Source organism: Rhodothermales bacterium (genome assembly GCA_017643395.1).
Taxonomy (GTDB): Bacteria; Bacteroidota; Rhodothermia; order Rhodothermales; family UBA10348; genus JABDJZ01.
This window is the reverse complement of record JAEPNP010000001.1, coordinates 893894-916834: the sequence shown is the minus strand read 5'-3', so window position 1 is coordinate 916834 and position 22941 is coordinate 893894. Positions and strand designations below refer to the sequence as shown.

Annotated in this window: 15 protein-coding genes; 7 read left to right on the top strand and 8 right to left on the bottom strand. The window is 66.0% G+C overall.

From position 1 onward, the window contains the following. Nucleotides 1–70 precede the first annotated feature (70 nt). A complete protein-coding gene (gene moeB, locus JJ896_03555; GenBank protein MBO6778710.1) occupies nt 71–1186 on the bottom strand; it encodes a molybdopterin-synthase adenylyltransferase MoeB in 1116 nt (371 codons plus the stop codon). A gap of 100 nt (nt 1187–1286) precedes the next feature. Next, complete coding sequence (locus JJ896_03550) at nt 1287–5207, bottom strand: S8 family serine peptidase (GenBank protein MBO6778709.1); 3921 nt, start codon at nt 5205–5207, stop codon at nt 1287–1289. A gap of 323 nt (nt 5208–5530) precedes the next feature. Here JJ896_03550 and JJ896_03545 point away from each other — a divergent pair, with 323 nt between their 5' ends. Next, a complete protein-coding gene (locus JJ896_03545) occupies nt 5531–6811 on the top strand; it encodes an ATP-binding protein (GenBank protein ID MBO6778708.1) in 1281 nt (426 codons plus the stop codon). A gap of 3 nt (nt 6812–6814) precedes the next feature. Here the strand turns inward: JJ896_03545 and JJ896_03540 are convergent, their stop codons facing one another. Together JJ896_03540 and JJ896_03535 are read right to left on the bottom strand one after the other, a co-directional pair. Then, nucleotides 6815–7465, bottom strand: coding sequence for a response regulator transcription factor (locus JJ896_03540; GenBank protein ID MBO6778707.1), 651 nt, complete (start codon nt 7463–7465; stop codon nt 6815–6817). Beyond that, nucleotides 7462–10428, bottom strand: a complete 2967-nt coding sequence (locus JJ896_03535) for a hypothetical protein (protein MBO6778706.1) — start codon at nt 10426–10428, stop codon at nt 7462–7464. Before JJ896_03535 ends, JJ896_03540 begins: the two co-directional genes overlap by 4 nt. Before the next feature lie 68 nt (nt 10429–10496). Between JJ896_03535 and proB the strand changes: the two genes are divergently transcribed. Both proB and JJ896_03525 read left to right on the top strand, forming a co-directional pair. Beyond that, the gene (gene proB, locus JJ896_03530) at nt 10497–11591 is read left to right on the top strand and encodes a glutamate 5-kinase (protein MBO6778705.1); all 1095 of its coding nucleotides are present in this window, start codon (nt 10497–10499) and stop codon (nt 11589–11591) included. Beyond that, nucleotides 11588–12829, top strand: a complete 1242-nt coding sequence (locus JJ896_03525; protein ID MBO6778704.1) for a glutamate-5-semialdehyde dehydrogenase — start codon at nt 11588–11590, stop codon at nt 12827–12829. Before proB ends, JJ896_03525 begins: the two co-directional genes overlap by 4 nt. Here JJ896_03525 and JJ896_03520 read toward each other — a convergent pair. The 3 genes from JJ896_03520 to JJ896_03510 all read right to left on the bottom strand — a co-directional run bounded on the left by JJ896_03520 (nt 12826) and on the right by JJ896_03510 (nt 14067). Further along, on the bottom strand, nt 12826–13224 hold the full coding sequence (locus tag JJ896_03520; GenBank protein ID MBO6778703.1) for a MerR family transcriptional regulator: 399 nt from the start codon (nt 13222–13224) through the stop codon (nt 12826–12828). The genes JJ896_03525 and JJ896_03520 overlap by 4 nt on opposite strands. Before the next feature lie 199 nt (nt 13225–13423). After that, entirely contained in the window at nt 13424–13831 is a 408-nt protein-coding gene (locus JJ896_03515) for a type II toxin-antitoxin system VapC family toxin (protein MBO6778702.1), read from the bottom strand. Then, complete coding sequence (locus tag JJ896_03510) at nt 13828–14067, bottom strand: Arc family DNA-binding protein (GenBank protein ID MBO6778701.1); 240 nt, start codon at nt 14065–14067, stop codon at nt 13828–13830. Before JJ896_03510 ends, JJ896_03515 begins: the two co-directional genes overlap by 4 nt. 132 nt (nt 14068–14199) lie before the next feature. On the opposite strand from JJ896_03510, the gene JJ896_03505 reads away from it, so the two are divergent. The 4 genes from JJ896_03505 (at nt 14200) to JJ896_03490 (ending at nt 21869) form a co-directional block, all read left to right on the top strand. Continuing rightward, nucleotides 14200–17340, top strand: coding sequence for a DUF1553 domain-containing protein (locus JJ896_03505; protein MBO6778700.1), 3141 nt, complete (start codon nt 14200–14202; stop codon nt 17338–17340). After that, nucleotides 17337–18797, top strand: a complete 1461-nt coding sequence (locus JJ896_03500) for a DUF1501 domain-containing protein (GenBank protein MBO6778699.1) — start codon at nt 17337–17339, stop codon at nt 18795–18797. Before JJ896_03505 ends, JJ896_03500 begins: the two co-directional genes overlap by 4 nt. Before the next feature lie 58 nt (nt 18798–18855). After that, nucleotides 18856–19383, top strand: a complete 528-nt coding sequence (locus tag JJ896_03495; GenBank protein MBO6778698.1) for a hypothetical protein — start codon at nt 18856–18858, stop codon at nt 19381–19383. A 65-nt stretch (nt 19384–19448) separates the two neighbouring features. After that, nucleotides 19449–21869 (top strand): prolyl oligopeptidase family serine peptidase, encoded by a 2421-nt coding sequence (locus JJ896_03490; GenBank protein ID MBO6778697.1) that lies wholly within the window; start codon nt 19449–19451, stop codon nt 21867–21869. On the opposite strand, the gene JJ896_03485 is transcribed toward JJ896_03490, so the two are convergent. Next, on the bottom strand, nt 21866–22906 hold the full coding sequence (locus tag JJ896_03485) for a hypothetical protein (protein MBO6778696.1): 1041 nt from the start codon (nt 22904–22906) through the stop codon (nt 21866–21868). The two genes, JJ896_03490 and JJ896_03485, sit on opposite strands and share 4 nt — an antisense overlap. Between the last annotated feature and the right edge of the window lie 35 nt (nt 22907–22941).

Genomic DNA, 22941 nt, shown 5'->3' with positions numbered 1-22941 from the left:
CAACGCATGCCGGCAGGTTTGACCGCCGAACGCGATTCATGCCGCCTTGGCGGGGGATTGGCGGGAGATTCTAGTACTCGGGAATGGTTGGATCGACCTCGCGGCTCCACGCCCGGATGCCGCCCTCAAGGTTCAGCACCCCTTCCACCCCGCGATCCGCAAGCAGCGCCACTGCCCGCGCGGAGCGCACACCGGTTCGACAGTAGACGACAATACCTCGACCTCCCGGTATTTCGTGGACGCGCGCTGCCAACTCCGCCAACGGAATCAGCACACCGCCCAGGGAGGCGATGTCTCGCTCCTCCGGCTGACGCACGTCCAGCAGGAGGTATTCCTCCCGGCTGGCGGCGAGCTCGCGGGCGGAAATGCCCGGCACCTGCGGCGGATCAGCCTGCACACCGCAGAAAGCTTCATAATCAACCAGCACCGTGATGCTTGGTGACGGCCCACACACCGGGCAATCCGCGCTGCGGGGCACGCCCAAGAGCTGCACGTCCATCGTCAGTGCATCAAAAATCAGAAGCTGCCCCACTAGCGCCTCCCCAATACCGAGCAGCAGCTTCAGCACCTCGGTGGCCTGCAGGGTGCCTACCGTGCCGGGCAGAACGCCCAGGACCCCACCTTCGGCGCAGGAAGGCATCAGCTCGGGCGGCGGCGGCACGGGATACACGCACCGGTAGCACGGCCCGTCCGGCATACCAAACACTGACACCTGCCCCTCAAATCGAAATACGCTGGCGTGCACGTTCGGAATGCCGAGCAGCACGCAGGCGTCATTCACCAGGTAGCGGGTGGGGAAGTTGTCGGTGCCGTCTGCGACGACATCGAAGCCCTGCAGCACCTCCAGCGCATTGCCGGCATGCAAGCGCGTGTCAAACCGCACGATCTCGACATGCGGATTGATCTCTCGGAGCCGATCCTCAGCCGAATCAAGCTTCGACCGGCCGATGTCGGAAGTCCCGTGCAGGATTTGCCGCTGCAGGTTGGTGGCGTCCACCGTGTCGAAATCCACGATGCCCAGGCGGCCCACACCCGCAGCGGCGAGATACAGCGCCAGTGGGGATCCCAGCCCGCCCGCTCCAACGATCAGCACGGACGCGGCTTTCAGTTTCTCCTGCCCCTCGACGCCGACTCCCGGCAGGAGCAGGTGGCGGGCATAGCGATTTCGTTCCTGGGGGGTAAGCACCCGGGGAAGGTAGTCTCGCGGGCGATGGGCAGGAAAAGCGCAAAAACGGAAACGGGCGGGCCGACCGTAGCCTACCCGCCCGCTCCATCGGCTGCCCGGACTATTTCAGCAGCAGCATCGTGCGTGTCTGTACCTGTCCACCAACCTCGAGCCGGTAGAGATAGGTGCCCGAGGCCACGTGTCGCCCGGAGGCGTCGCGCGCATCCCAGGTCACGCTGTGAGCGCCAGCAGGCAGTTGACCGCTCGAGAGGGTGCGCACACGGCGACCCAGCGCGTCGAATATCTCCAGCCGCACGGCCGATCCCTCGGACAGCGTAAAGGCGATGGAGGTCGTCGGGTTGAACGGGTTCGGGTAGTTCTGGTCCAGCGTGAAGGCTGCCGGGAGGGCCTCCGGCTCCACGGTCGCCGGCCGTTTGCGCGTCAGGGAGGACAGGCCGCCGAAGTAGTCATCGCGAAACTCGCCCTCAACGGCGGCTGCCTGCGACTCGGTTAGCGCTTCATTGAAGTACCGCATGCCGGCGATGGACCCGGAGAAGTAGTGACCGGTGCCGCTTGAGGGGCCGTCGTGGAATCTTGTGGCGTTCCACATCGCCCCGAGGCCGACTCGCCCGCTGTGCGCGAACAGCTGTCCGGCACCCGCCACCGAACCGAGACTGGTTCCGTTGAGGCGGCCTGATAACGTACCGTTCTCGCCGTCCAGCGTCAGCACCACCGTGTAGAGCGTGTAGTGCTCCACCGAGCCGGAAACCGTCACCGGTCCCCAGTTTCCGGCGCCGCCGTCTGCCGGGAGATTCCAGGCGGACAGGTGAACCTGCCCCTGATCCTGATACACGGCCAGGCCACGAGACGCACCGCCTTCCTCGAAAATGACCTCCCTAGCCTGCGTGTCGGGGCCGGTCTCGAACACCATTGCAACGGTCTTCGCGGCGTACGGTCCACCCAGGTTGATGTCCTGATGGTTGCTCAACCGCAAGTAATCATTGTGGCCGTCGAAGACCACAGCCGGCGCATCGCCAATCCACCCAGTGAGCACCCAGGGCTGCCGGCCCCCACTTCCTTGCGCGGCATCGTGCCCGTTGCCGGTCGCGTCAGGCCAGAGGTCCAGCGTATCGCCGTCAAGGTCCACCAGGTCCGTCGCCTCGAACTGGAGGACTGGATCGGGCGTCGGATCAGGCGTGGGATCGGGCGATGGCGTCGTGCCGCCTCCTGTGACGGTCAAGGTGACGGGCACATCCACCCGCAGCGCCCCGCCGTCGGCCGAGATGGCGATCACCGCCTGATGGGTGCCCTCGGCCAGTGTCGCGGCATCTATCGACACAGTCAGCGTCGCGGCAGCGCCGGCCGCCAGCGAACCGGACTCTGACGAGACCGCAATCCAGGGCCCGGGAGCGGGTCCGCCGGCACCACCGGTCAGGAAGTTCACGGCACCGGACAGGAACTCGGCGCGGTCCGCATCGCCCAGGTGAGCCGCCGCGAACGAGGCAGCCAGCGTGCGATAGGAGCCGGCGTCAAGGGCTACCGCTACGTGGTAGCCCCCCGGCGTATTCGTGAGCACGGGCTCGCCACCGTTCACGGGCTCCAGGTGGTCCACGAAATCCGCGAGGTCCGGGTCGGTCGTGTAGGTCCAGTCGGCCCCGGCGGCCCAGGTGCCGGAGACGCCCGAAATGCGATCCAGGTCGTTCGTGCCGTCGTCGACGCCTACCGCGCCGAAGTAGTCATGCACCGAGCGAGGGGTGTCGTAGGCCCACGTATCACCGCCCTCCATGTAGAGCGCTCCGCCGCCGTCCAGATAGTTCGACAGCGTATTGGCCTGCCCGCGTGTCAGCACGTGGTTGTACGGAAACGAACCCAGCGTGACGAGCACCATCTGGTAGCTACCGAGGTCGCCGGCCGCTCCGAGGGAGGTGACGTAGTCCGTCTGATGGCCCAGCGCGGCGAGATCGTTCGGAAGGTCTGCCCCGACCCCGGAGGGATCCCACACGAGCACCGAGCCACCGGAACGCAGCGTCACGTCTCTGAGGGCGCGAACCTGTCGTCGCAGGTGCTCCTTGTCGCGGCGAAGCACGTCCCTGCGCGCGTTGGTAGACGGCGGCACGACTGCGGCCGTGAAGGTCAGCGATGCAGAGCCCGTGTTCTGAAGGTTCAGTTCGAGCGATGTGGTCCCACCGGCCTCGACCGAGGCGCTGAGACTGGTGGGCTGAGCGACCAGCGACGGCCCGTCCGCGGTGGTGCCGCTGACCTGCGCCGAAACGGGGCCTTTGTTGCCGGCCTCGTCCACGGCGCGCAGGGCCACGTAGTACGTGGTGCTGGATTGCAGACCGGTCAGGCTCCAGGCTTCCTGCTGGCCTGCGTTTGCCGGAGTCGGTCCCACTGCGGAGGCGGCTGCTTCGAAATCGCCGATGGGGGTCGTGGCGTACCGGATGTCGTAGTGATGCGCCCGACCGGTCGAGCCGTCGTCGCCGGTTGCCGTCCACGTCAGGGCCAGCGAGCCCGATGTGGCACCCGACACGGAGAGCGCGGCAATGGCACCCGGCGCTTCATGGTCCGGGGCCGGGGGCACGGCGAGCGCCAGGGCTGCCGCGGCGTTCAGCCGACCTGCACCGAGTTGCCCCACTCTGGACGGGTTCAGACTGTCGATGTTGTCGGCAGACTGCTCCAGAATTGAGCGCACCTGTGCGGCCGTCATGCCGGGTGCATAGGAGGCCACGAGGGCGGCCACACCGGCCACGTGCGGGCAGGCCATGGAGGTGCCGTCGTAGGTGTCGTACCCGTTCACGACGGTGCTCAGGATGCCCGCGCCGGGTGCGGAGATGTCGACGTAGCTGCCGTAATTGGACCAGTTCGGAATGCGGTCCCCCTGGTCTGAGGCGGCCACGCCCATGACGCTGGGCAAGGAAGCCGGATAGCCCCAGGAAGGGTCGTTGGAGCCGTCGTTTCCGGAGGCAAAGACCACAAGGCCCCCCACCATGGGCTGGCCCTGGCCGCCGGCATTCTGGTTGAAGTAGTTGATCGCGTCCTCGATGAGGGAGCTCTGGTCGCCACCGCCCCAGCTGTTGGAGGCGATGACAGCGCCGTTATCGGCGGCATAGACGAACGCATTTGCGATCAGGTCATCCAGCGCGTTCTCAAAAATCTTCAGCGGCATGACGCGCGCACCGCCGCCGTCAAAGCCCCCGGCCACGCCGGCCACACCGACGCCGTTGTTGGTCGAGGCGGCGATGGTCCCTGCGGTGTGGGTGCCGTGGCCGTCCACATCCTGCGGACTGTTGTCGCCGTCAGAGAAATCCCAGCCGTGGATGTCGTCCACGAAGCCGTTGTTGTCGTCGTCGATGCCGTTCCCGGCGATTTCGCCCGGGTTGGTCCAGAGATTGTTGACAAGATCCGGGTGGTCCAGGTCGGCCCCGGAATCCAGGACCGCAACGATGACATCCGGCGAGCCGGTGGTCAGGTCCCAGGCCTCGACGAGGTCGATGTCGGCGTCATTGGCGGCGTTGTACTGCCACTGTGCCGAAAAGGACGGGTCGTCCGGCGTGCGGGCCGCAGCGGCTCCGGTGGTGGCTCGGATCTCGGTGCCCCGGCGCAGCGGTGTCTCCGAGCGGCCGGGCCGCGGTGTTGCGTCCGGGCGCAGCGGCGCTCCAGAGGATCCGCCCCGCATCGAGCGCTTGCGCACCCGGTCCACACGCTCCACGCTCAGGCTGCTCCGGTAGCGGTCCAGCAGCGCTTCGGACACGTCGACCTCCTTGACACGCAGCTTGTACCAGCGGTGCAGGCCGAATGCCCGGTGCCGCGCCTCGTGACGGCCAGCGTCCGGGAAGACGCGCACCATCTCGGCCGCACCAAACTCACGGTGCAGGCTGTCCAGGGAGGGGATGCCGGTGCGTACCCCGGCCTTGGTGGTGCTGATGCGCAGGGCCCGATCGGCCTCCGGCGTCAGCTTGATGAGAAAGGATCGTTCGACGCCCTGGGCAAACACAGCCGGGGCCGTCAGAATCGCGGCGAGTAGCAGCAGTAAGACACGCATGACTCCAGGAGAGCTATTGAAACATGGCTCAACCTATCTGTGCGGGTCTCCAATGCGCCTGAGGCACAGGGCGGAAACGGGGTGCGACCGGAGTGGGAAATGCGGGTCACACTTTAGTTGGGGCGGGCTAGGCGGGGTGGACCATCTGTATAGTAGAAGGTGGTCCATCTGTATAGTTGAAAGTGGTCCATCTGTATAGTTGAAAGTGGTCCATCTGTATATTACAATGTGGTCCATCCGTATTTTTCATCGCCCTTCCTCGATTTCTATTCGCTTTATCGCGTACCCAAAAGCGCGATTTAGGACCAATCAAGACGGATCCCGTGGAATCAGCTGCCTATAGAACACGCATAGTCGACAAAGAGCTCGACGAACTGCTGCCGCAGCTGCCGGCCATTTCACTGGAAGGCCCGAAAGGAGTCGGCAAGACTGAAACCGCGTCGAGACGCGCGGCCACGACGTACCAGCTGGACAGGCAGGCCCAGTTCGAGGTGATGCGCGCATCGCCCGACCTTCTGACCGAGGGGACTCCGCCTATCCTGATCGACGAGTGGCAGCGTATCCCGGAAAGTTGGGATGCCGTGCGCAGGGCCGTCGACGACAATCCGGCACCCGGGAGGTTTCTGCTGACCGGCTCTGCATCCCCGAGCACACCGCCGACCCACTCCGGCGCGGCCCGCATCGTGAGCGTGCGCATGCGCCCCTATTCCCTTCAGGAGCGCGACCTGGCATCGTGCACAGTGAGCCTGTCCGAGTTGCTGAGGGGTGAGGCAGCCAGAGTCTCTGGTGCTTGCGACCTGGAGCTGCGCGACTACACGGAAGAAATCGTTCGATCGGGCTTCCCCGCAATCCGACGCTATTCGGGTCGCGCGCTCCGGGCGCAGTTGGACAGCTACATCCAGCGGCTGGTTGATCGCGATTTTCCAGAGGCGGGCTACTCGGTCCGGCGCCCGCAAGTCCTCAAGGCGTGGTTGGCGGCTTATGCTGCTGGCACGGCAACTTCGGCCAGCTACGAGACCATTCGGGATGCGGCAACGCCCGGTCTGTCAACCAAACCGACCCGTGCCGCGCTGGAGCCCTATCGAGATGCGCTGGAACGCATGTGGGTGCTGGACAGCCTGCCCGCGTGGCTTCCCAGCCGGAACCCCATCGCACGGTTGACGCGCCCGCCGAAACACCACCTGGCCGACCCCGCGTTGGCAGCAGTGCTACTCGGGGTGGATGAGGAATCCCTGCTAACTGGCGTCGGGGGCGCGGTGGAATTTCCGCGTGACGGCACGCTGCTGGGGCACTTGTTTGAGAGTCTCGTGACGCAGAGTGTGCGGGTCTATGCGCAGCAAGCCGAAGCCAGGGTCTGGCACTTGCGCACCAAGGGTGGCAGGAGAGAAATAGACCTGATCGTAGAACGGAGAGATCAGCGCGTTGTCGCGCTGGAGGTCAAGCTGGGCGGCACGGTGGACGATTCCGACGTGAAGCACCTGACTTGGCTCAAGGAACAGCTGGGGGACGATCTGCTGGATGCGGTTGTCGTCAACACGGGTCCGGCAGCGTATCGGCGTCCAGACGGTATCGCCGTTGTGCCCGCCGCTCTGCTCGGCGCGTAGCCCTCACACCGGCCCCGACAGCCCTCGCCGCCACGCCCACGCCGCGGCCTGCACGCGATTCTTGACGCCGATCTTGGCGTAGATGCTGTAGCAGTGGCTCTTGACCGTGTTCTCGGCAATGAACAGACGCTCGCCGATCTCCTGGTTGTCCAGCCCGGCAGCAACCAGCCCGAGCACCTCGCGCTCGCGATCCGAGAGGACCGCATCGTCCGTGCCGCCACCACCCGCGGTGCGACGCTTCATCAGCCGCGCGGCGATGCGCCGGCTCAGCCACCCGTCCTCGCCACGCGCTACGCCGCGCACGGCGTCGGCGATGGTGGCGGGCACCTCATCCTTGACCAGATAGCCTGCAGCCCCGGCTTCCAGCAGGCCGAACACGTACTGCTCGTCATCGTGCGCGCTGAGAGCAAGGATGCGTACGGACGATCCTTCGGCCACCAGTTGCCGCGCGACCTCGATGCCCTCCATGCGGGGCATTTCCACGTCGAGTAGCAGTACGTCGGGCTCCACCCGGCGGGCGGCTTCCAGCGCCGCCTCCCCGTCCGCCGCCTCTTCGACCACCTCGATATCCGCGGCGTCATCCAGAACGCCGCGAATCCCCGCCCGAATGAGCGGATGGTCATCGGCAATCACGACCCGGATTTTCGCACTCATGCCGGCACCCTGAATACGAGCCGCGTTCCGCTGCCCGGTCGCGAATCCACCTCCATGGAGCCTCCAAGCGCGACAACCCGCTCCTGCGCGCCGAGCAGGCCAAAGTGTCCATCGGCCGCCAGTGCGGCAAAACCCGAAGGCACGCGGAATCCTGGCCCGTTGTCCGACACTTCGAGCACCGTGCCGTCATCGCCGACGCGCAGGGACACCCGCACCCGGCACGGCCGGGCATGGCGAATCACGTTGCTCATGCTCTCCTGGTACATGCGAAACAGGCCGAGGCGTGCGCGCTCGGGCAGCATGGTACCCTCGGCGGGCAGGTCCAGGTCCATTTCGAGGTCGTCGTACCGTTCCAGCAGCCGTTCGGCGTGGCTGCGAATGGCCGGCCCCAACCCGAAATGCACCAGCGCCGGGGGTCTGAGTTCGCCGCAGATGGCGCGTAGCTCATTCATGGCCTCGCCAATGGCACCGCGCAGGCCCTCCACCTTGCCGGGCGCGGTGTCCTGCAGCGCCTGCAGCTCAAAACCGGACAGCTGCAGTTGCTGTAAAGGCCCGTCGTGCAGTTCGCGGGCAATGTGCACGCGTTCCTCCTCCAGTCGCTGATTGATGCGCTGCTGCACCAGGATACGCGCATCCCGCTCGCGCACGCGATACCGCGTCCAGGCCCGCACGCCCTGCACGGCGAGCCCCAGCAGCACCAGCCCACCCATGAGCCTGAACCACCAGCGTTGCCAGAAGGGTGGCACGATGGAGATGTCCAGCGCCAGCGTCTGGGCGCTCCACAACCCATCGCCATTCGTGCCGCGCAGCCGGAACGTGTAGTCTCCCGGGGCCAGGTTGTTGTAGCTCTGGTAGCGTCGGGTGCCGGCCTGTGTCCACTCGGTTTCATCCGGCTCCAGCCTGTAGGCAAACCGGTGGTTTTCCGGAGCGACAAAGTCGAGCGCCGCGAATTCCAGCGACACATAGTTGCGGTCATGGGCAAGCCGCAGGGCCGCTCCGTCCGTCAGGTCGTGGGCGATGGGCTCTCCAAACACGTCCACGGTCGTGACCATGAGGGGCGGGTCGTAGGCGCGGAAGGACCATACCTCCGGATTCACCCGCGTGATGCCCTCGATGCCGCCGAAGAGCAGGGAGCCGTCGGGTGCCGTGGTGTGAGCACCATGGTTGAACTCGTGGCCGGGCAGCCCATCGCCCGGATCAAAGGCCCGGATGTCTCCGGTGGCCCGATCCAGCACAGCCAGGCCGGCGTTGGTGCTCATCCAGAGTCGGCCGTCTTCGTCCGGACGCACGGCGTAGATCACGTGGTTGGGCAGGCCGTCCGCTTCAGTGTAGACACGCGTGTCGGGGCCTGCTAGATGTACGAGTCCGTGGGGAGTACCGGCCCACTGGGTACCGTCTTCCGCCGGCCAGACTGAAAAGGCGGTGGGGCCGAGCAGGCCGTCATCGCTCACCGTCGCCTGAAGCGTCTCGGGGTCGAAGCGGGCCACGCCGCCTTCGGTGCCCAGCCACAGCGCACCGGCCGCATCCTCGGCGATCGACAATACCCAGTTTGCCCCGTGCAGGGAGTCCGGGTGGATGAGGTGTTCACGGACCTCATCGTCCACCATACGCGCCAGTCCCCAACCCGCTGTGGCCAGCCATACGGAGCTGTCACGGGCGATGTGAATCGCGGTGATCATGTCCGCTTCGAGCCCTGCCGCTTCGCCCGGGAGGTAGTGGGTGAATTGGTCCGTGTCAGGGTCCCAACGCGCGAAGCCCTCCCCATCCATGCCCAGCCAGACAGCGCCGTCCGGGTGTTCGGCCATGGCCAGCACCAGACCCCAGGGGATTGCGCCTTCCTCATCTTCGTCGGGGGTGCGATACTTGCGCAAGACCTCGCCGGCGGGAGTCAGTACGTCAACGCCGGTGTCGCTGGAACCGGCCCAGATCTCGCCGCCGCGGGTCTCCAGAAGGCTCCATACCTCCCGGTTCTGCATGGCCCTACCTAGCGCATCAAATCGCCGGGAGACCGGCGTGAGCAGCTTGGCTCCCGCCGAACTCGTTCCCACCCAGACCAGGCCGGAGGCATCCTCGAGGAGGCTGTAGATGGTGTCGTCTCCAAGCTCGAGCAGTTCATCGACCCGCACCGCCGTGCCGCCGGGAGGTATGGTGTAGAGCCCACCGTCTCCCGTGCCCACCCAGACCGTGCCGTCCGAGTGCGCCAGCACCGAAAGCACGAACTCGTTCTCGAGACCTGGCGTGCGGTGCACGGTTTCCGAAGCGGCATCGAGGTGCACGAGCCCTTCCGGCGTGCCCAGCCAGATGCCGCCGGAGGGGTCGGTGTCCGCTTCGATGCCCACGGGCAAGTAGGTGGTGTCGCCGTCGGTCGGCCAGAGCCCTTCAAATCGGAGTCCGCCGGCCATGCGTGTGAGCCCACCCCCTTCACTCGTGATCAGTAGGCTGCCGTCAACGGCCGTGCGCAGATCGATGACCCACGCGCCCGCCAGCCCTTCGCTGTAGCGTGTGGTGTCACCCGTCGCCGGGTTCAGCCGGAGCAGACCGTTGTCAGTGCCGAGCCATAGTGCTCCTGAAGTGTCGGGTGCGACCGCCGAGATCAGGATGTCCGGCAAGGCGACTCGTGAGAACGTGCGGGCTTCCCGGTCAAAGCGCGCAAGCCCGCCGGGCTCTGTGGCCACCCACAGGCTGCCCGCCTCATCTTCGGTGATGTCAACGACCGATGCCCCCGGCAGCGATCCTGGCTCATCCGGTCGATGGTTGAAGCGCGTCACTTCGTGACCGTCGAAGCGGTTCAGGCCGACTTCCGTGCCGATCCACACGATGCCCAGGCGGTCCTGGTAGATGACCTGCGCACTGGATTGGGACAGGCCCTCCGAAACCGAGAGCGTGCGCACCTGAAGGTTCTGTCCGGAGGCGCGAACGCACACCAGACAAAGGACCAGGAGGGGCAGCAAGCGGGGGGGCATGCCTCGAATATAGCCGCCTGGATGCGCTTTCTGCGGCACACGCGGCGCGGGCCGGGGTTGCAGGCTGCATGGCCCGAATTGTAGTCAAAATCGGTACGAGCGTGCTCACCGGAGGCGGGCTGTCCCTGGACACGGCACATATGGCGGAGCTCGCCGGGCAATGCGCCCGCTTGATGGCCGATGGGCACCAGGTGCTGCTGTGTTCTTCCGGCGCGATCGCCGCTGGACGCGCGCGCACAGGCCTGGCACCCTCAGGGCTACCGTCCCGGCAGATGCTTGCCGCCGTCGGACAAACCCATCTCATGCAGGCCTGGCAAACGTGCTTTGTGCCTTTTGACGTCGTGGTGGGTCAGCTCCTGTTCACCCGCGCCGATGTCGAAGACCGTCGTCGCTACCTGAACGCGCGCGATGCGCTGGAGGCCATGCTGGGGCACGGCGTGCTGCCGATTGCCAACGAGAATGATGCCGTCGCCACGGCCGAAATCCGGCTCGGCGACAACGACGCACTCTCCGCACTTCTGGCCGGGCTTTGCGGTGCGGACCTCCTGATCCTTCTGACGGATCAGCCCGGCTTGTTCACCGCAGATCCGCGTTCCAATCCGGAGGCGCGGCTGATCACGGATGTATCTCGCGTGGACGACAGGCTCCGGGCCACGGCTGGTGGCGCGGCCTCAGACGTAGGTACCGGCGGCATGGCCACCAAGGTGCTGGCGGCCGAGATCGCCGGCCGCGCCGGGGCGGCGGTTGTGGTGGCATCAGGGCATGCGCCGGACGTGATCATCCGAGCCACCGCCGGGGAGCCCGTGGGCACCCGATTCGCACCGACAAACACGCCGCTCGAGCACCGCAAACGTTGGATTCTGGCGGGGCCGGCGGCGCGGGCGTCGATCGTGGTGGATGCAGGAGCCGCCAATGCCGTGTTGTCGAACGGGCGCAGCCTATTGCCGGCGGGTATCCTTCACGTGGACGGGGCGTTTTCGCGAGGTGACACGGTCCGGGTCAGGGCCGAAGGTGGCCGCGAGCTCGGACGAGGCATAGTGCAATATGACCACGCGGAACTGATGCAGTTGGTCGGCCGGCGGTCCACTGAGATCGAGCAGATTCTGGGCTACTCCCGGGGCCCGGTAGCAATACACAGGAATGATTTTGTGGTGCAGGAATGAGTGTTGATCTGGAGTTGATGGGTCGGCAGGCCCGCGCGGCGTCTCGCGTTCTGGCTCGGCTGACGGGCGATGAGCGGGCTGCCTCGGTGCGGGCCATGGCCAAAGGACTGCGAGCCGCCAGTAAGGAAATCCTCGAGGCCAATCAGGCCGACTGTGCGGCGGCAGAGGGCGTGCTCGGCGCTGCGCTGATGGATCGCCTGCGGCTTGATGCGCCCAGGTTGGAGATGTTGGCAGCAGACGTCGATCGTGTGGCAGATATTCCGGATCCGGTCGGGAAGGTGATGGACCGGCGCGAACTCGAGAGTGGCCTCGACCTCAGCCGCGTGCGCGTGCCGCTCGGGGTGGTGGGCGTGATCTACGAGGCCCGCCCCAACGTCACGGTGGACATCGCGGCGTTGTGCATGCGCACCGGCAATGCATCCATCCTGCGGGGCGGCAAGGAGACGTTGCTAACGAATCGGGCTCTGGTACGCGTCATTCGTCAGGCGCTGCGGGACGCAGGCGTTTCCGCTGACGCGGTGCAATTCGTTGACTCCACGGACCGTGCCTACGTGCAGGACTTGCTGCGACTGGACCGTTTCGTCGACATGATCATTCCTCGCGGCGGTGCTGGGCTGCACCGGTTGTGTGTCGAGGCAGGCACGATTCCGGTGATCACCGGCGGTATCGGCATTTGCCACGCCTTTGTGGATGAGACGGCTGACCTGGACAAGGCCTTCGCGGTGATTCACAATGCCAAGACGCAGCGGCCCAGTGTCTGCAATGCGCTGGATACGGTCCTGGTGCATCGAGGCATTGCTGACGATTTTCTGCCGCGGCTACCCGGGCGCCTGCCCGGCGTGTCGCTGCACGCCTCTCCGGCGGCCGCGCACTGGTTGCCCCAGGCCGAGGAGGTCAAAGACGGCGACTTCGACCGAGAATGGTTGTCGCTCAGTCTGAGCGTGCATGTGGTTGAGGGGCTGGAGGACGCTCTGGACCACATCGACTGTCACAGCTCCGGCCACTCAGACTGCATTCTCACGCAGTCTGCGGAGAACGCCGAGCGATTTGTTGCCGAAGTGGACTCGGCCGCGGTATACGTGAATGCCAGTACCCGATTCACCGATGGTGGGCAGTTCGGATTGGGCGCGGAAGTGGCCGTATCAACGCAGAAGCTGCACGCACGTGGGCCTATGGGCCTGGAGGCGCTGACAACCTACAAGTGGGTCGGGCGCGGGGACTGGCTCGTGCGCGTCTAGGCCTCCGGGGCAGTCAGGGACTTGAGGATCGAGCAGGGATCGTCCTTGGTGGAGGCGGCGCAGCAGCTGGCCAGGTTGGAGAGGGCTGTCTCTATGCGCTGCAGGTCTGCGATGCGAGACCGCACGACCTGGATTTTTTGCAGGGCCTGTTCGCGTACCTGGTTGCAGGGGTTGCCGCCGGAGTCATACAACTCCAGCAGGACTGCGGCCTCGTTCAGGGTAAAACCAAGGTCCTGGGAGCGTTTGATGAAGAGCAGCCGTGCCACATGCTCGTCGCTGTAGACGCGGTACGAGGTGTGGCTGCGCGGCGGCTCCGGCATGAGGCCTCGTCGCTCGTAATAGCGCACCGTTTCAGGATTCACGCCGGCGCGCGCGGCAAGTTGACTTCGGGTCATTGCAGCGTGATGAAGGGGGGTGCCAAGGTAACGCTGGGCGGCCAGGGTGTGAGCGGCCATCCTCCGCCGCTCACACCCTTGTGGCGCTCCAAGGCCCGGGGAGGGCACGCAAACGGCGCGTAGTATGGTACAGGGTTCCCGGCGTTTTTCAGGCAGCGGGACTTGTGGGCGCGTGCCGCAATGATCGGCCCGGCCAGTGTCAGGAGGTGAACGCCTCCATGGTCACCGCGCAGTCAGGGAAAGCCTGGGCCAGCTTGCGGTCACCGGTGACGAGCGTGATGCCGAGTCGCCGGGCCAGTGCGATGTACTGCGCGTCGTAGGCGGTCCGGTTGCCTTCCGCTACGGCGTTGAGCACCTCACGGGCCGGCACAGGAATCGTCCTGACCCGAAAGCGGTCACTGACGGCGGCAGCCAGGCGGCGGGCTGTCCTCACCGGCATGCCGTGGAAGCGTACGTAGGATGCGAGCACGTTCCAGAACTCGTGCGGCCAGACGGTCGGCATGGCCCACTCGTCGTCCTTCTCCGTGACCCTGTCGGCCAACTCGGAGCGCTCGGGGTCCAGCCTCAGATAGGCGTAGCAGAGCACATCCGTGTCGACAACAATCACTTCTGTCCCTCCCGTTTCATGGACGGGTGATAGGGTGGCAGTCCCTCCATGCCAAGGTCCTGCCAGAGCGCCTTTCGTTCGGCGATGATCTCCTGTGCCGTCTGTTTGGCAGGCATCACAGCACTTTGCAGGCAGGCGATGACCTCCCTGTTCATGCTGCGGCCAGTGATCTCCGCACGCTCTCGCAGTGCCTGGAGCAGTTCCTCCGGGATCTGCTTGATGGTCAGGTTGGGCATGGCCGAATGGTGCCGAAGTGAAACCATTTTGGTTACCTACTCAGTTAGCTTGAGTTCCATACCCATTCAGAGGCCTCAGGCCTGAAGTGTGTAACGCTTGACCCGCCCACACCCCGTGAGTTTGATTGCGGAATGAAGCGCGCAGCCCCCATCGTTCTCTTGCTCCTGGTCGCCTGCGCGGCGCCGGTGCCGGAGGACGTGTCGCGGGAGATCGCTCTGCTGCCAGAGCGCGTGGACTTCAACTTCCACGTCAAGCCGGTGCTGTCGGACCGGTGCTTCAAGTGCCACGGCCCGGATGCAAACACCCGGGTGGAGGACATCCGGTTCGACACGCCTCGTGGGATCCGGGCGAGCAGGAAGCACATCGCCCGGCGCATTCTGGCCGAGGATCCGGAGGTGCGCATGCCGCCACCGGAGTCCAACCTGACGCTGTCTGCGCGGGACAAGGCGGTGCTGCTCAGATGGGTGGATCAGGGTGCGCCGTACGCGGATCACTGGGCGCATGAAACCCCGGTCCGTCCAGTCGTCCCGGTGCCTGCCCGGGCCGCCGGTCTATCGGCGGGCTCGGAGTGGCCTGCGCAGCCCATCGACCGTTTTCTGCGCGCCGCGCAGGAGCAGCGGGGCCTGGAGCCCGCCCCGCCCGCCGCCCCGGAAACGTGGCTGCGCCGGGTGCACTTTGTCCTGACCGGACTGCCGCCAAGTCCATCGGCCGTGGAGTCCTTCATGGCCGGTGAAGAGACCCGGGAAGAGGTGGTCGATGCGCTCTTCGCCAGCCCGGCGTACGGCGAGCGCATGGCTGTGGACTGGCTGGATCTGGCGCGCTACGCGGACAGTCACGGATACCAGGATGACGGCTGGCGTAACATGTGGCCGTGGCGGGACTGGGTCATCTCGGCGTTCAACCGCAACATGCCGTATGACCAGTTCGTGACGTGGCAGCTGGCGGGAGACCTGTTGCCGGAGCCCACACGTGAGCAGCTTCTGGCGACGGGCTTCAACCGGAACCACCTGCAGAGCCAGGAAGGCGGCATCGTGCTGGAGGAGTACCGCGTGGATTATGTGGCGGACCGCACGAACACGTTTGGCAAGGCGTTTCTGGGGCTGACGGCGGAGTGCGCGCGGTGTCACGACCACAAGTACGACCCCATGTCGCAGGAGGAGTACTTCGGGCTGTTCGCGTTCTTTAACAGCGTCAACGAGGTCGGCAACATTCCGTATGCGGGGGAGGCGTCGCCGACGGTGGTGCTGACGGACTCGCTGACGGAGGCGGAGCTGGCTGGCTTGCGGGAGGAGATCGCGGAGTTGGAGGGGCTGGTGGATCCGTCGCATGCGCGGTGGGATTTGGGCTTTTCTCGGTGGGACGCTCCGGGTCGGCTGGAGCCGGTCGGATTGATCGGGCACTTCCCGCTGGACGGGTTTGAGCTCGTGGACGACATCTACCGGTTGGAGGACCGGGCCTCAGACGAAACGGCCTACTTCTGGGGCGACACGGACAAGCTGCCGCACGTGGTCGCCGGCGTCGTGGATAGCGCGCTGGTTCTGCGCGGCGACGGTTGGCTCGACACGGGCAATCAGCGCTTCCGGTTCGACTGGCAGGACCCGTTTTCGATCGAGGTGCAGGTCAAGCGGTTGTCCCACAACGCCATTGGCCCACTCATGGGCAAGAGCGGGGGCCTGATGAACGGCAACCGCGGGTACATGATGTACATCGATCCGGACGGTCGGCTGCGGGCGGGGCTGTTCCACGTGGCGCCGGACAACGGGCTGGAGGTGGTGTCTCGGGACACGGTGGGCACGGGGGATTGGGAGCGCATCACCATGACCTGGGACGGATCGGGCACGGCCGATGGGCTCCGGCTCTATCGCAACGGCCTGCTGATGGAGACCGACGTGCTGGTGGATCGGCTGGAGCAGAGCATCGCCTACACGGTGGATCCGTTCACGCAGGACTCGACGAATTGGGGCGATCCGGGCAACCTCAGGCTGGGATTCACGGAGACGAATCAGCCGATGTTGAAGGAGGCGGCGCTGGATGAGTTCAGGGTGTGGGATAGGGCGCTGACGGCGGGAGAAATTTCGGGCCACCCCCCAAGTGCAGAGGAGGCTCGCGCGTTTTTTGTAACGGTCTACGGCGAGGATTACCCCGAACTCCACGCACGCCTCACCGCCCTCCGGGCCCGCAAAAACCGGCTCCTGACCCACACGCCGAGCACGATGGTCATGCGTGAGCGCAACGCGCCCCGGCAGACCCACCTGCTGAACCGCGGCGCGTATGACGAGCCGCGCCAACGTGTCGAGCACGCCACGCCGCTCGTGCCTTACCCCGATGACGCCCCGCGCAACCGCCTCGGCCTCGCCGAGTGGCTGTTCCAGCCTGACCATCCGCTCACCGCCCGCGTCGCCGTGAACCGCCTCTGGCAGCAGGTCTTTGGCATCGGCCTCGTCAGCACCAGCGACAACTTCGGCAGCCAGGGCGCCCTTCCATCCCACCCTGAGCTGCTCGACTGGCTGGCCGTGGAATTCCAGGAGTCCGGCTGGGACATCCAGCACATGCTGCGGCTGATGCTGCTCAGCGAGACGTTCGCGCAGTCGTCCTTAGGCGACACCGCTGAAGACTCCGACAACACCTGGCTGGCCCGCGCGCCGGTGCGCCGCCTGTCCGCCGAGATGATGCGGGACCAAGCGCTTGCCGCCTCCGGCCTGCTGGTCCGGGACATCGGAGGCCCGCCGGTCAGGCCCTACCAGCCCGAAGGTCTCTGGGCGCAGCTCGCAACCCGCAACGCCGTGCGCTACGAGGCCGACTCCGGGGAGAAGTTGTACCGCCGCAGCCTGTACACCATCTGGAAGCGCACCGTGCCGCCGCCGATGATGCTCACCTTCGACGCCACCGAGCGCAACCTCTGCACGGTGCAGCGCCAGTCCACCAGCACGCCGCTGCAGGCACTGGTGCTGATGAATGACCCGCAGTTTGTCGAGGCCGCACGGGTGCTGGGTGAGAAGCTGGTTCGGGAATACGATGAGCCCATCGCCCGAGTGCGCCATGGATTCCTGGCTCTCACCGGACGGCCGCCGAGTACGGAGGAGCAGGACGCGCTCCTGACCCTGGCCACCGAGCAGGCTGCCGCCTACGCCCGGAGTCCCCGTGACGCCCGGGCGCTCCTCGAGGTCGGGGAGTACCCCCGCGACCGCTCGCTGAGGCCTTCAGAAGCTGCCACCTGGGCCGTGGTGGCGTCCACCATCATGAACTTCGACGGGGCGACCACCTTGCGATGAAGTGTGACTGTGACCATCCGCTCGAGGACCTGAAGTTTCTGTCGACGCGGCGGCACTTCCTGTCGCGCGCCAGCATGGGTGTCGGGGCGATGGCGTTGGCGAAGCTCTTGGGCCTGCCAACAACCGTCAGCGCCTCGCCGCGGATGGCAGACCCGCTCGGCCCGCACTTCGTGCCCAAAGCCCGCCGCGTCATCTACCTCTTCCAGTCCGGCGGCCCCTCGCACCTCGAGCTCTTCGACTACAAGCCCCGCCTGCGCGAACTCAACGGGCAGGAGCTACCGGACTCCGTGCGCCGCGGCCAGCGCCTGACCGGCATGTCGGCCCACCAGAGTTCGCTGCCGATGGCCGGGTCGCACTACGACTTCGTGCAGGATCCGCGCACCGGCGGCTGGTTCTCGGAGCTCATGCCGCACACCATGAGCATTGCCGATGAGCTCTGTGTGGTGCGCTCCATGCACACCGAGGCCATCAACCACGACCCGGCGATCACGTTTTTCCAGACGGGCAGCCAGCAGACCGGCCGGCCGTCGATCGGCTCCTGGATCAGCTACGGCCTGGGCTCCGAAAACAAGGATCTGCCGGCGTTCTGCGTGCTGCTTTCCCGCACGCGCGACGGGGACCAGCCGCTCTACTCCCGGCTCTGGGGCAACGGCTTTCTGGCGTCCCAGCATCAGGGCGTGCAGTTCCGGAGCGGCGCCGACCCCGTGCTGTACCTGAACGACCCCGACGGCATGGACCGCACCATGCGCCGCAAGATGCTGGACGCGCTGCGTGAGATGCACCTGGCCGAGCATGCCCGCGTGATGGATCAGGAGCTCGATACGCGCATCGCCCAGTATGAAATGGCCTACCGCATGCAGGCGTCCGTGCCGGGGGCCATGGATCTGTCCGGTGAGCCCGACGAGGTCTTTGAGCTCTACGGCGAGCGCGCACGCACCCCCGGCACCTTTGCTGCGAATTGCCTGCTGGCGCGTCGTCTGGCGGAGCGCGACGTGCGCTTCATCCAGCTCTACCACCAGGGCTGGGACCAGCACGGCAACCTGCCGAACGACATCAAGCTCATGGCGGACGACACGGACCAGCCGTCTGCCGCGCTGGTGAAGGATCTCAAGCGACGCGGCCTGCTCGACGACACGCTCGTGATTTGGGGCGGCGAGTTCGGCCGCACCAGCTACTCACAGGGCAAGCTGCGGCCAGACAACTACGGGCGTGACCACCACCCGCGATGCTTCTCCATCTGGATGGCCGGCGCCGGTGTGGCGGCCGGCACGGTGTACGGCAGCACGGATGATTTTGGCTACAACGTGGCCAGCGATCCCGTGCACGTGCATGATTTCCAGGCCACGATGCTGCACCTGCTCGGGTTCGATCACGAGCGGCTGACGTATCTGCACCAAGGGCGGCGATTCAGGCTGACCGATGTGCATGGGGAGGTGGTGAAGGGGCTGTTGGCGTAGACGATTGTTGCATATTGTTGCGTACCGGTGCATCTTGTGGTAGCAACCACAGGGACCGATGAACACAGAGCAACTTCTCGCAGCCGCCCGGGAGGCACCGCAACAAAATCGCCTCGACGACCTGGCCGAAGTCGTCGAAACGCTCCGCACCAAGGGATACAGCTGGCGCCAGGTGGCAGAATTCCTGCAGGAGCGCGGCATCCAGACCGACCACACGCGGCTGTTCCGAAAGTTTGGCCCCAAGCCGGCCAGCCGCGGAGGCGTGGTCAAACCTATCACGGTGCGCAAGGCCAGGTACCGCGGGGAGCGGCTTACCAAACGGGGCAAGACCTGGCAGATCATTGATTTGCACCTGCCGTCGCCCCTGGTCAGCGAAATCCCGTTGACCGGCTACGCGTGGGCCGAAGATGGGGCCTCGTTCGATGTCGGCCAAGACGGCAGCGTGAGCATGCGCAAGACGGAGCTCGTGACCAAGTCCGGCGGCGCCTACCCCATGGCCTACGTGCGCGGCGAGTTCAAGACCGATCAAGGCGACTGGCGCGAGCGGGAGCTGTACATCGTGCCAAACTGGGATCTGCTTCTGTGATCGCCGCCGGGTTGCCGGATTCCGCGCCCCCGGATATGTTGGGCTCCCGCCAATCCCCTGACGCCATGTTGCGACTCCGCCTTCTCGTCTGCAGCCTCTTTCTGGTTGCCACCGCCACCGCCCAGTACCAGACCCCGCCGGATGAGCTGGCGCGCCTGGTCGATGCGCCCTCTGCCCCGCAGGTCAGCATCAGCCCCGACAACGCGATGATGGCGATCCTGGATCGGCAGGCACGGCCGACGATCGAGGACCTCGCCCAGCCCGAATTGCGGCTCGGCGGTCTGCGCATCAATCCGCGCACGTTTGGTCCCAGCCGGACCACCTACACGACGGGCATCAGCTTCAAAGAGGTCGCCCCCGGGAACGCGCAGCGAGTGACCGGCCTGCCCGATGACGTGCGCATCTCGTACGCGAACTGGTCGCCGGACAGTCGGCACCTGGCGTTTGCAGTGACACGCCTGGACGGCATCGAGCTCTGGGTGGCCGATGCGGAATCGGGCAGCGCCCGTCGCCTCATCACCACCGACGTCAACGCCGTGCGCGGATGGCCCTACCGGTGGGCGCCGGACGGGGAATCCCTCTACGCCCTGCTGGTGCCGGATGGCGCCGGTGACGCCCCGGCCGCACCGGACGTGCCCACCACCCCGGTGGTACAGCAGACCGATGGGCAGGCTGCCGCCGCCCGTACGTATCAGGATTTGCTGGCTTCGCCGCATGACGAGGACGTATTCGAGCATTTCGCCACCTCGCAGCTCGCTCGGGTGGGCCTGAACGGCATGGTCACGCCGCTGGGAGATCCCAACATCTACATGGGCTTCACCCCATCGCCCGACGGACGGTATCTCCTGGTGAGCACGGTGCATCGGCCGTACTCGTACCTGGTGCCAGCCAGCCGCTTCCCGAGCTACTCGGATGTCATCGCTGCCACAGACGGCAGCCTCGTTTTCCGCCTGGCCGACCAACCCGCCATCGAGAACATCCCCACGGGCTTCGGCTCCACCTACCTCGGCGTGCGCTCCGAGGCATGGCGACAGGACCAGCCCGCCACGCTCGCCTGGGTCGAGGCCATTGACGGCGGCGACGGCAAGGTCGAGGCCGAAGAGCGCGATGCCATGTTCCACCTCGCCGCGCCGTTCGACGGCGATCCTGCCCGCATCGCCACCCTGAAGTACCGCTACGCCGGCGCTTTCTGGAGCGATGAGGGCTACTTCCTGGTGCAGGAGCGCTGGGTGCAGAACCGTGCGCGCCGCATGTATCGGGTCGATGACAACGGTGATCAGACCCTGGTCATGGACGTGTCCTACGAGGACCGCTACGCAGATCCCGGCTCCCCGATGTTCCATGAGGGCGAGATGGGCTACGTGCTGGCTACCCGAGGAGACGCCGTGTACTTCACCGGCGCGGGCGCATCGGCCGATGGGCAGCGTCCCTTCGTACAGCTCCGCAACCTGTCGGACGGCTCCGTGGAGGAGGTCTTTCGATCCCGGGATCCCCGGTATGAATCACCCATCGGCCTGGTGGGCGATGGGCACCTGCTGATTCGCACAGAGGCGGTCGACGACCCGCCGAACTACGCGCTGGTGGAGCTTGGCAGTGGGGAGACAACCGCCGTCACCGACTTCCCGCATCCGTACCCGGATCTGAAGGACGTGCACAAGGAGCTGATCACATACGAGCGCAAGGACGGCGTGAAGCTGTCGGCGACGCTCTACCTGCCGCCGGGCTACGAGCGCGACCGGGATGGTCCGCTTCCGGCGCTGGTCTGGGCCTACCCGCGCGAGTTCAAGTCGGCCGCCGCGGCCAGCCAGACCACCGGATCGCCGTTCCGGTTCACGAGCGTGTCCGCCAGCGGCGCAGTGCCGTTTGTGACGCGGGGCTATGCCGTCATCAACAACGCGGCGATGCCGGTGATCGGCGAGGGTGACGCCCAGCCGAACGACTCGTTTGTCGAGCAACTGGTCATGAACGCCGAGGCGGCCATCGATGCGGGCGTTTCCCGCGGTGTCGTGGACCGGGACCGCGTGGCCATCGCCGGCCATTCCTACGGTGCGTTCATGACGGCGAACCTGCTGGCGCATTCGGATCTCTTCCGCGCCGGCATCGCCCGAAGCGGCGCCTACAACCGGTCACTGACGCCGTTCGGATTCCAGGCTGAGCCGAGGACCTTCTGGGAAGCGCCTGAGACGTACTTCGCCATGTCGCCCTTCATGAATGCGGACCATGTCGACGAGCCCATCCTGCTGATCCACGGCATGGCCGACAACAACTCCGGCACCTTCCCCGTGCAGAGCGAGCGATTCTACCACGCGCTCAAGGGCCTCGGCGGCACCGCGCGCCTGGTGATGCTGCCGCATGAGAGCCACGGTTATCGCGCCCGCGAGTCGGTGATGCACATGCTGTGGGAGACCTCGAACTGGCTGGACAACCACGTGCGCGACGCCGTGCCGCGGCGCGTATCGGTAGACGGTCCGGTCGGAAACGACTAGACCCGCACCAGCCTGATCGGGTACGTCTGCTCGGCGTTCCACTGGCACACGTACAGGTTTTTATCCGCGTCCACGCACACGTCGTGACAGTGGCGGAAGAGGTCCTCCTGCTGCACCATCAGCTGGAGTTCGCCGTCCCGGTATTCCGGCGCGGTGCCGCCCGGGTTGGACACCACGCGGTTGTCCCTGTCGAGGATCGTGACGAAGCCCGAGTTGGGCGTCTGGTTGAGGTAGCGCAGCCGCGACCAGCACACGCCGCTGAAGAGCATGTCGCCATGCATTACCGGTCGGCACACGTAGGCGCCGGGCAGGAAGACGGTCTCCAGGTACTCCCCGTCGAGGGTGAAGCGCTTGAACGCGTTGTGTCCGCGCGATGTGCAAATCAGTGTTGGCTCGGCCCCGCCCCTGGTGTCGATGGCGACTCCGTGCACCGTCGAGAACTGGGCGTCTTCGTTGCCGCTGCCGCCGAACTTGCGGATGAAGTCTCCTGTGGGGGAGAACTGCAGGACGAACTGAGAGCCGTAGCCGTCGGCCACGTAGATGTCGCCGTTGGGGGCGACTGCGGTCTCTGTTGGTCGGTAGTTCTGGTCTGTCTCGTAGGCGCCGACTTCCTGTGGGGTGGGGAGTTGTTGCAGCACGCGCCCGTCCAGCGTGGTCTGGACCACGCGCGGGTTGCCGTCGAAGCCGTTGTCGCAGATCCAAAGGGTGTCCCCGGAGAGCGTCAGCCCGTGGCCGTATGGGTACTCAGTGCCCCAGGAGTCCAGGAGCCGGCCCGAGCGATCGTAGATCAGCACGTTGTTGCGCGTCTCATCCGTGATCATAATGAGGCGACCCGCCGCGTCCTGCACCATCTCATGGCAGTTCTTCACCGGGTGCGCCATCGGGTCCAGGTTCCCCCACTCGAGGTCCACCTCGTAGCGGTAGTCGCCGTGGCCAATGATGATGCCCGACAGCGCACGCTTCGAGATGATGGTGGGCAGCGCCGGCAACGCGGCGATTCCCGTGGCGGCGGTCCTGACGAAAGCGCGGCGATTCATGGCAGCTCCGGGCGATGCGGTCTTCAATCTACTTG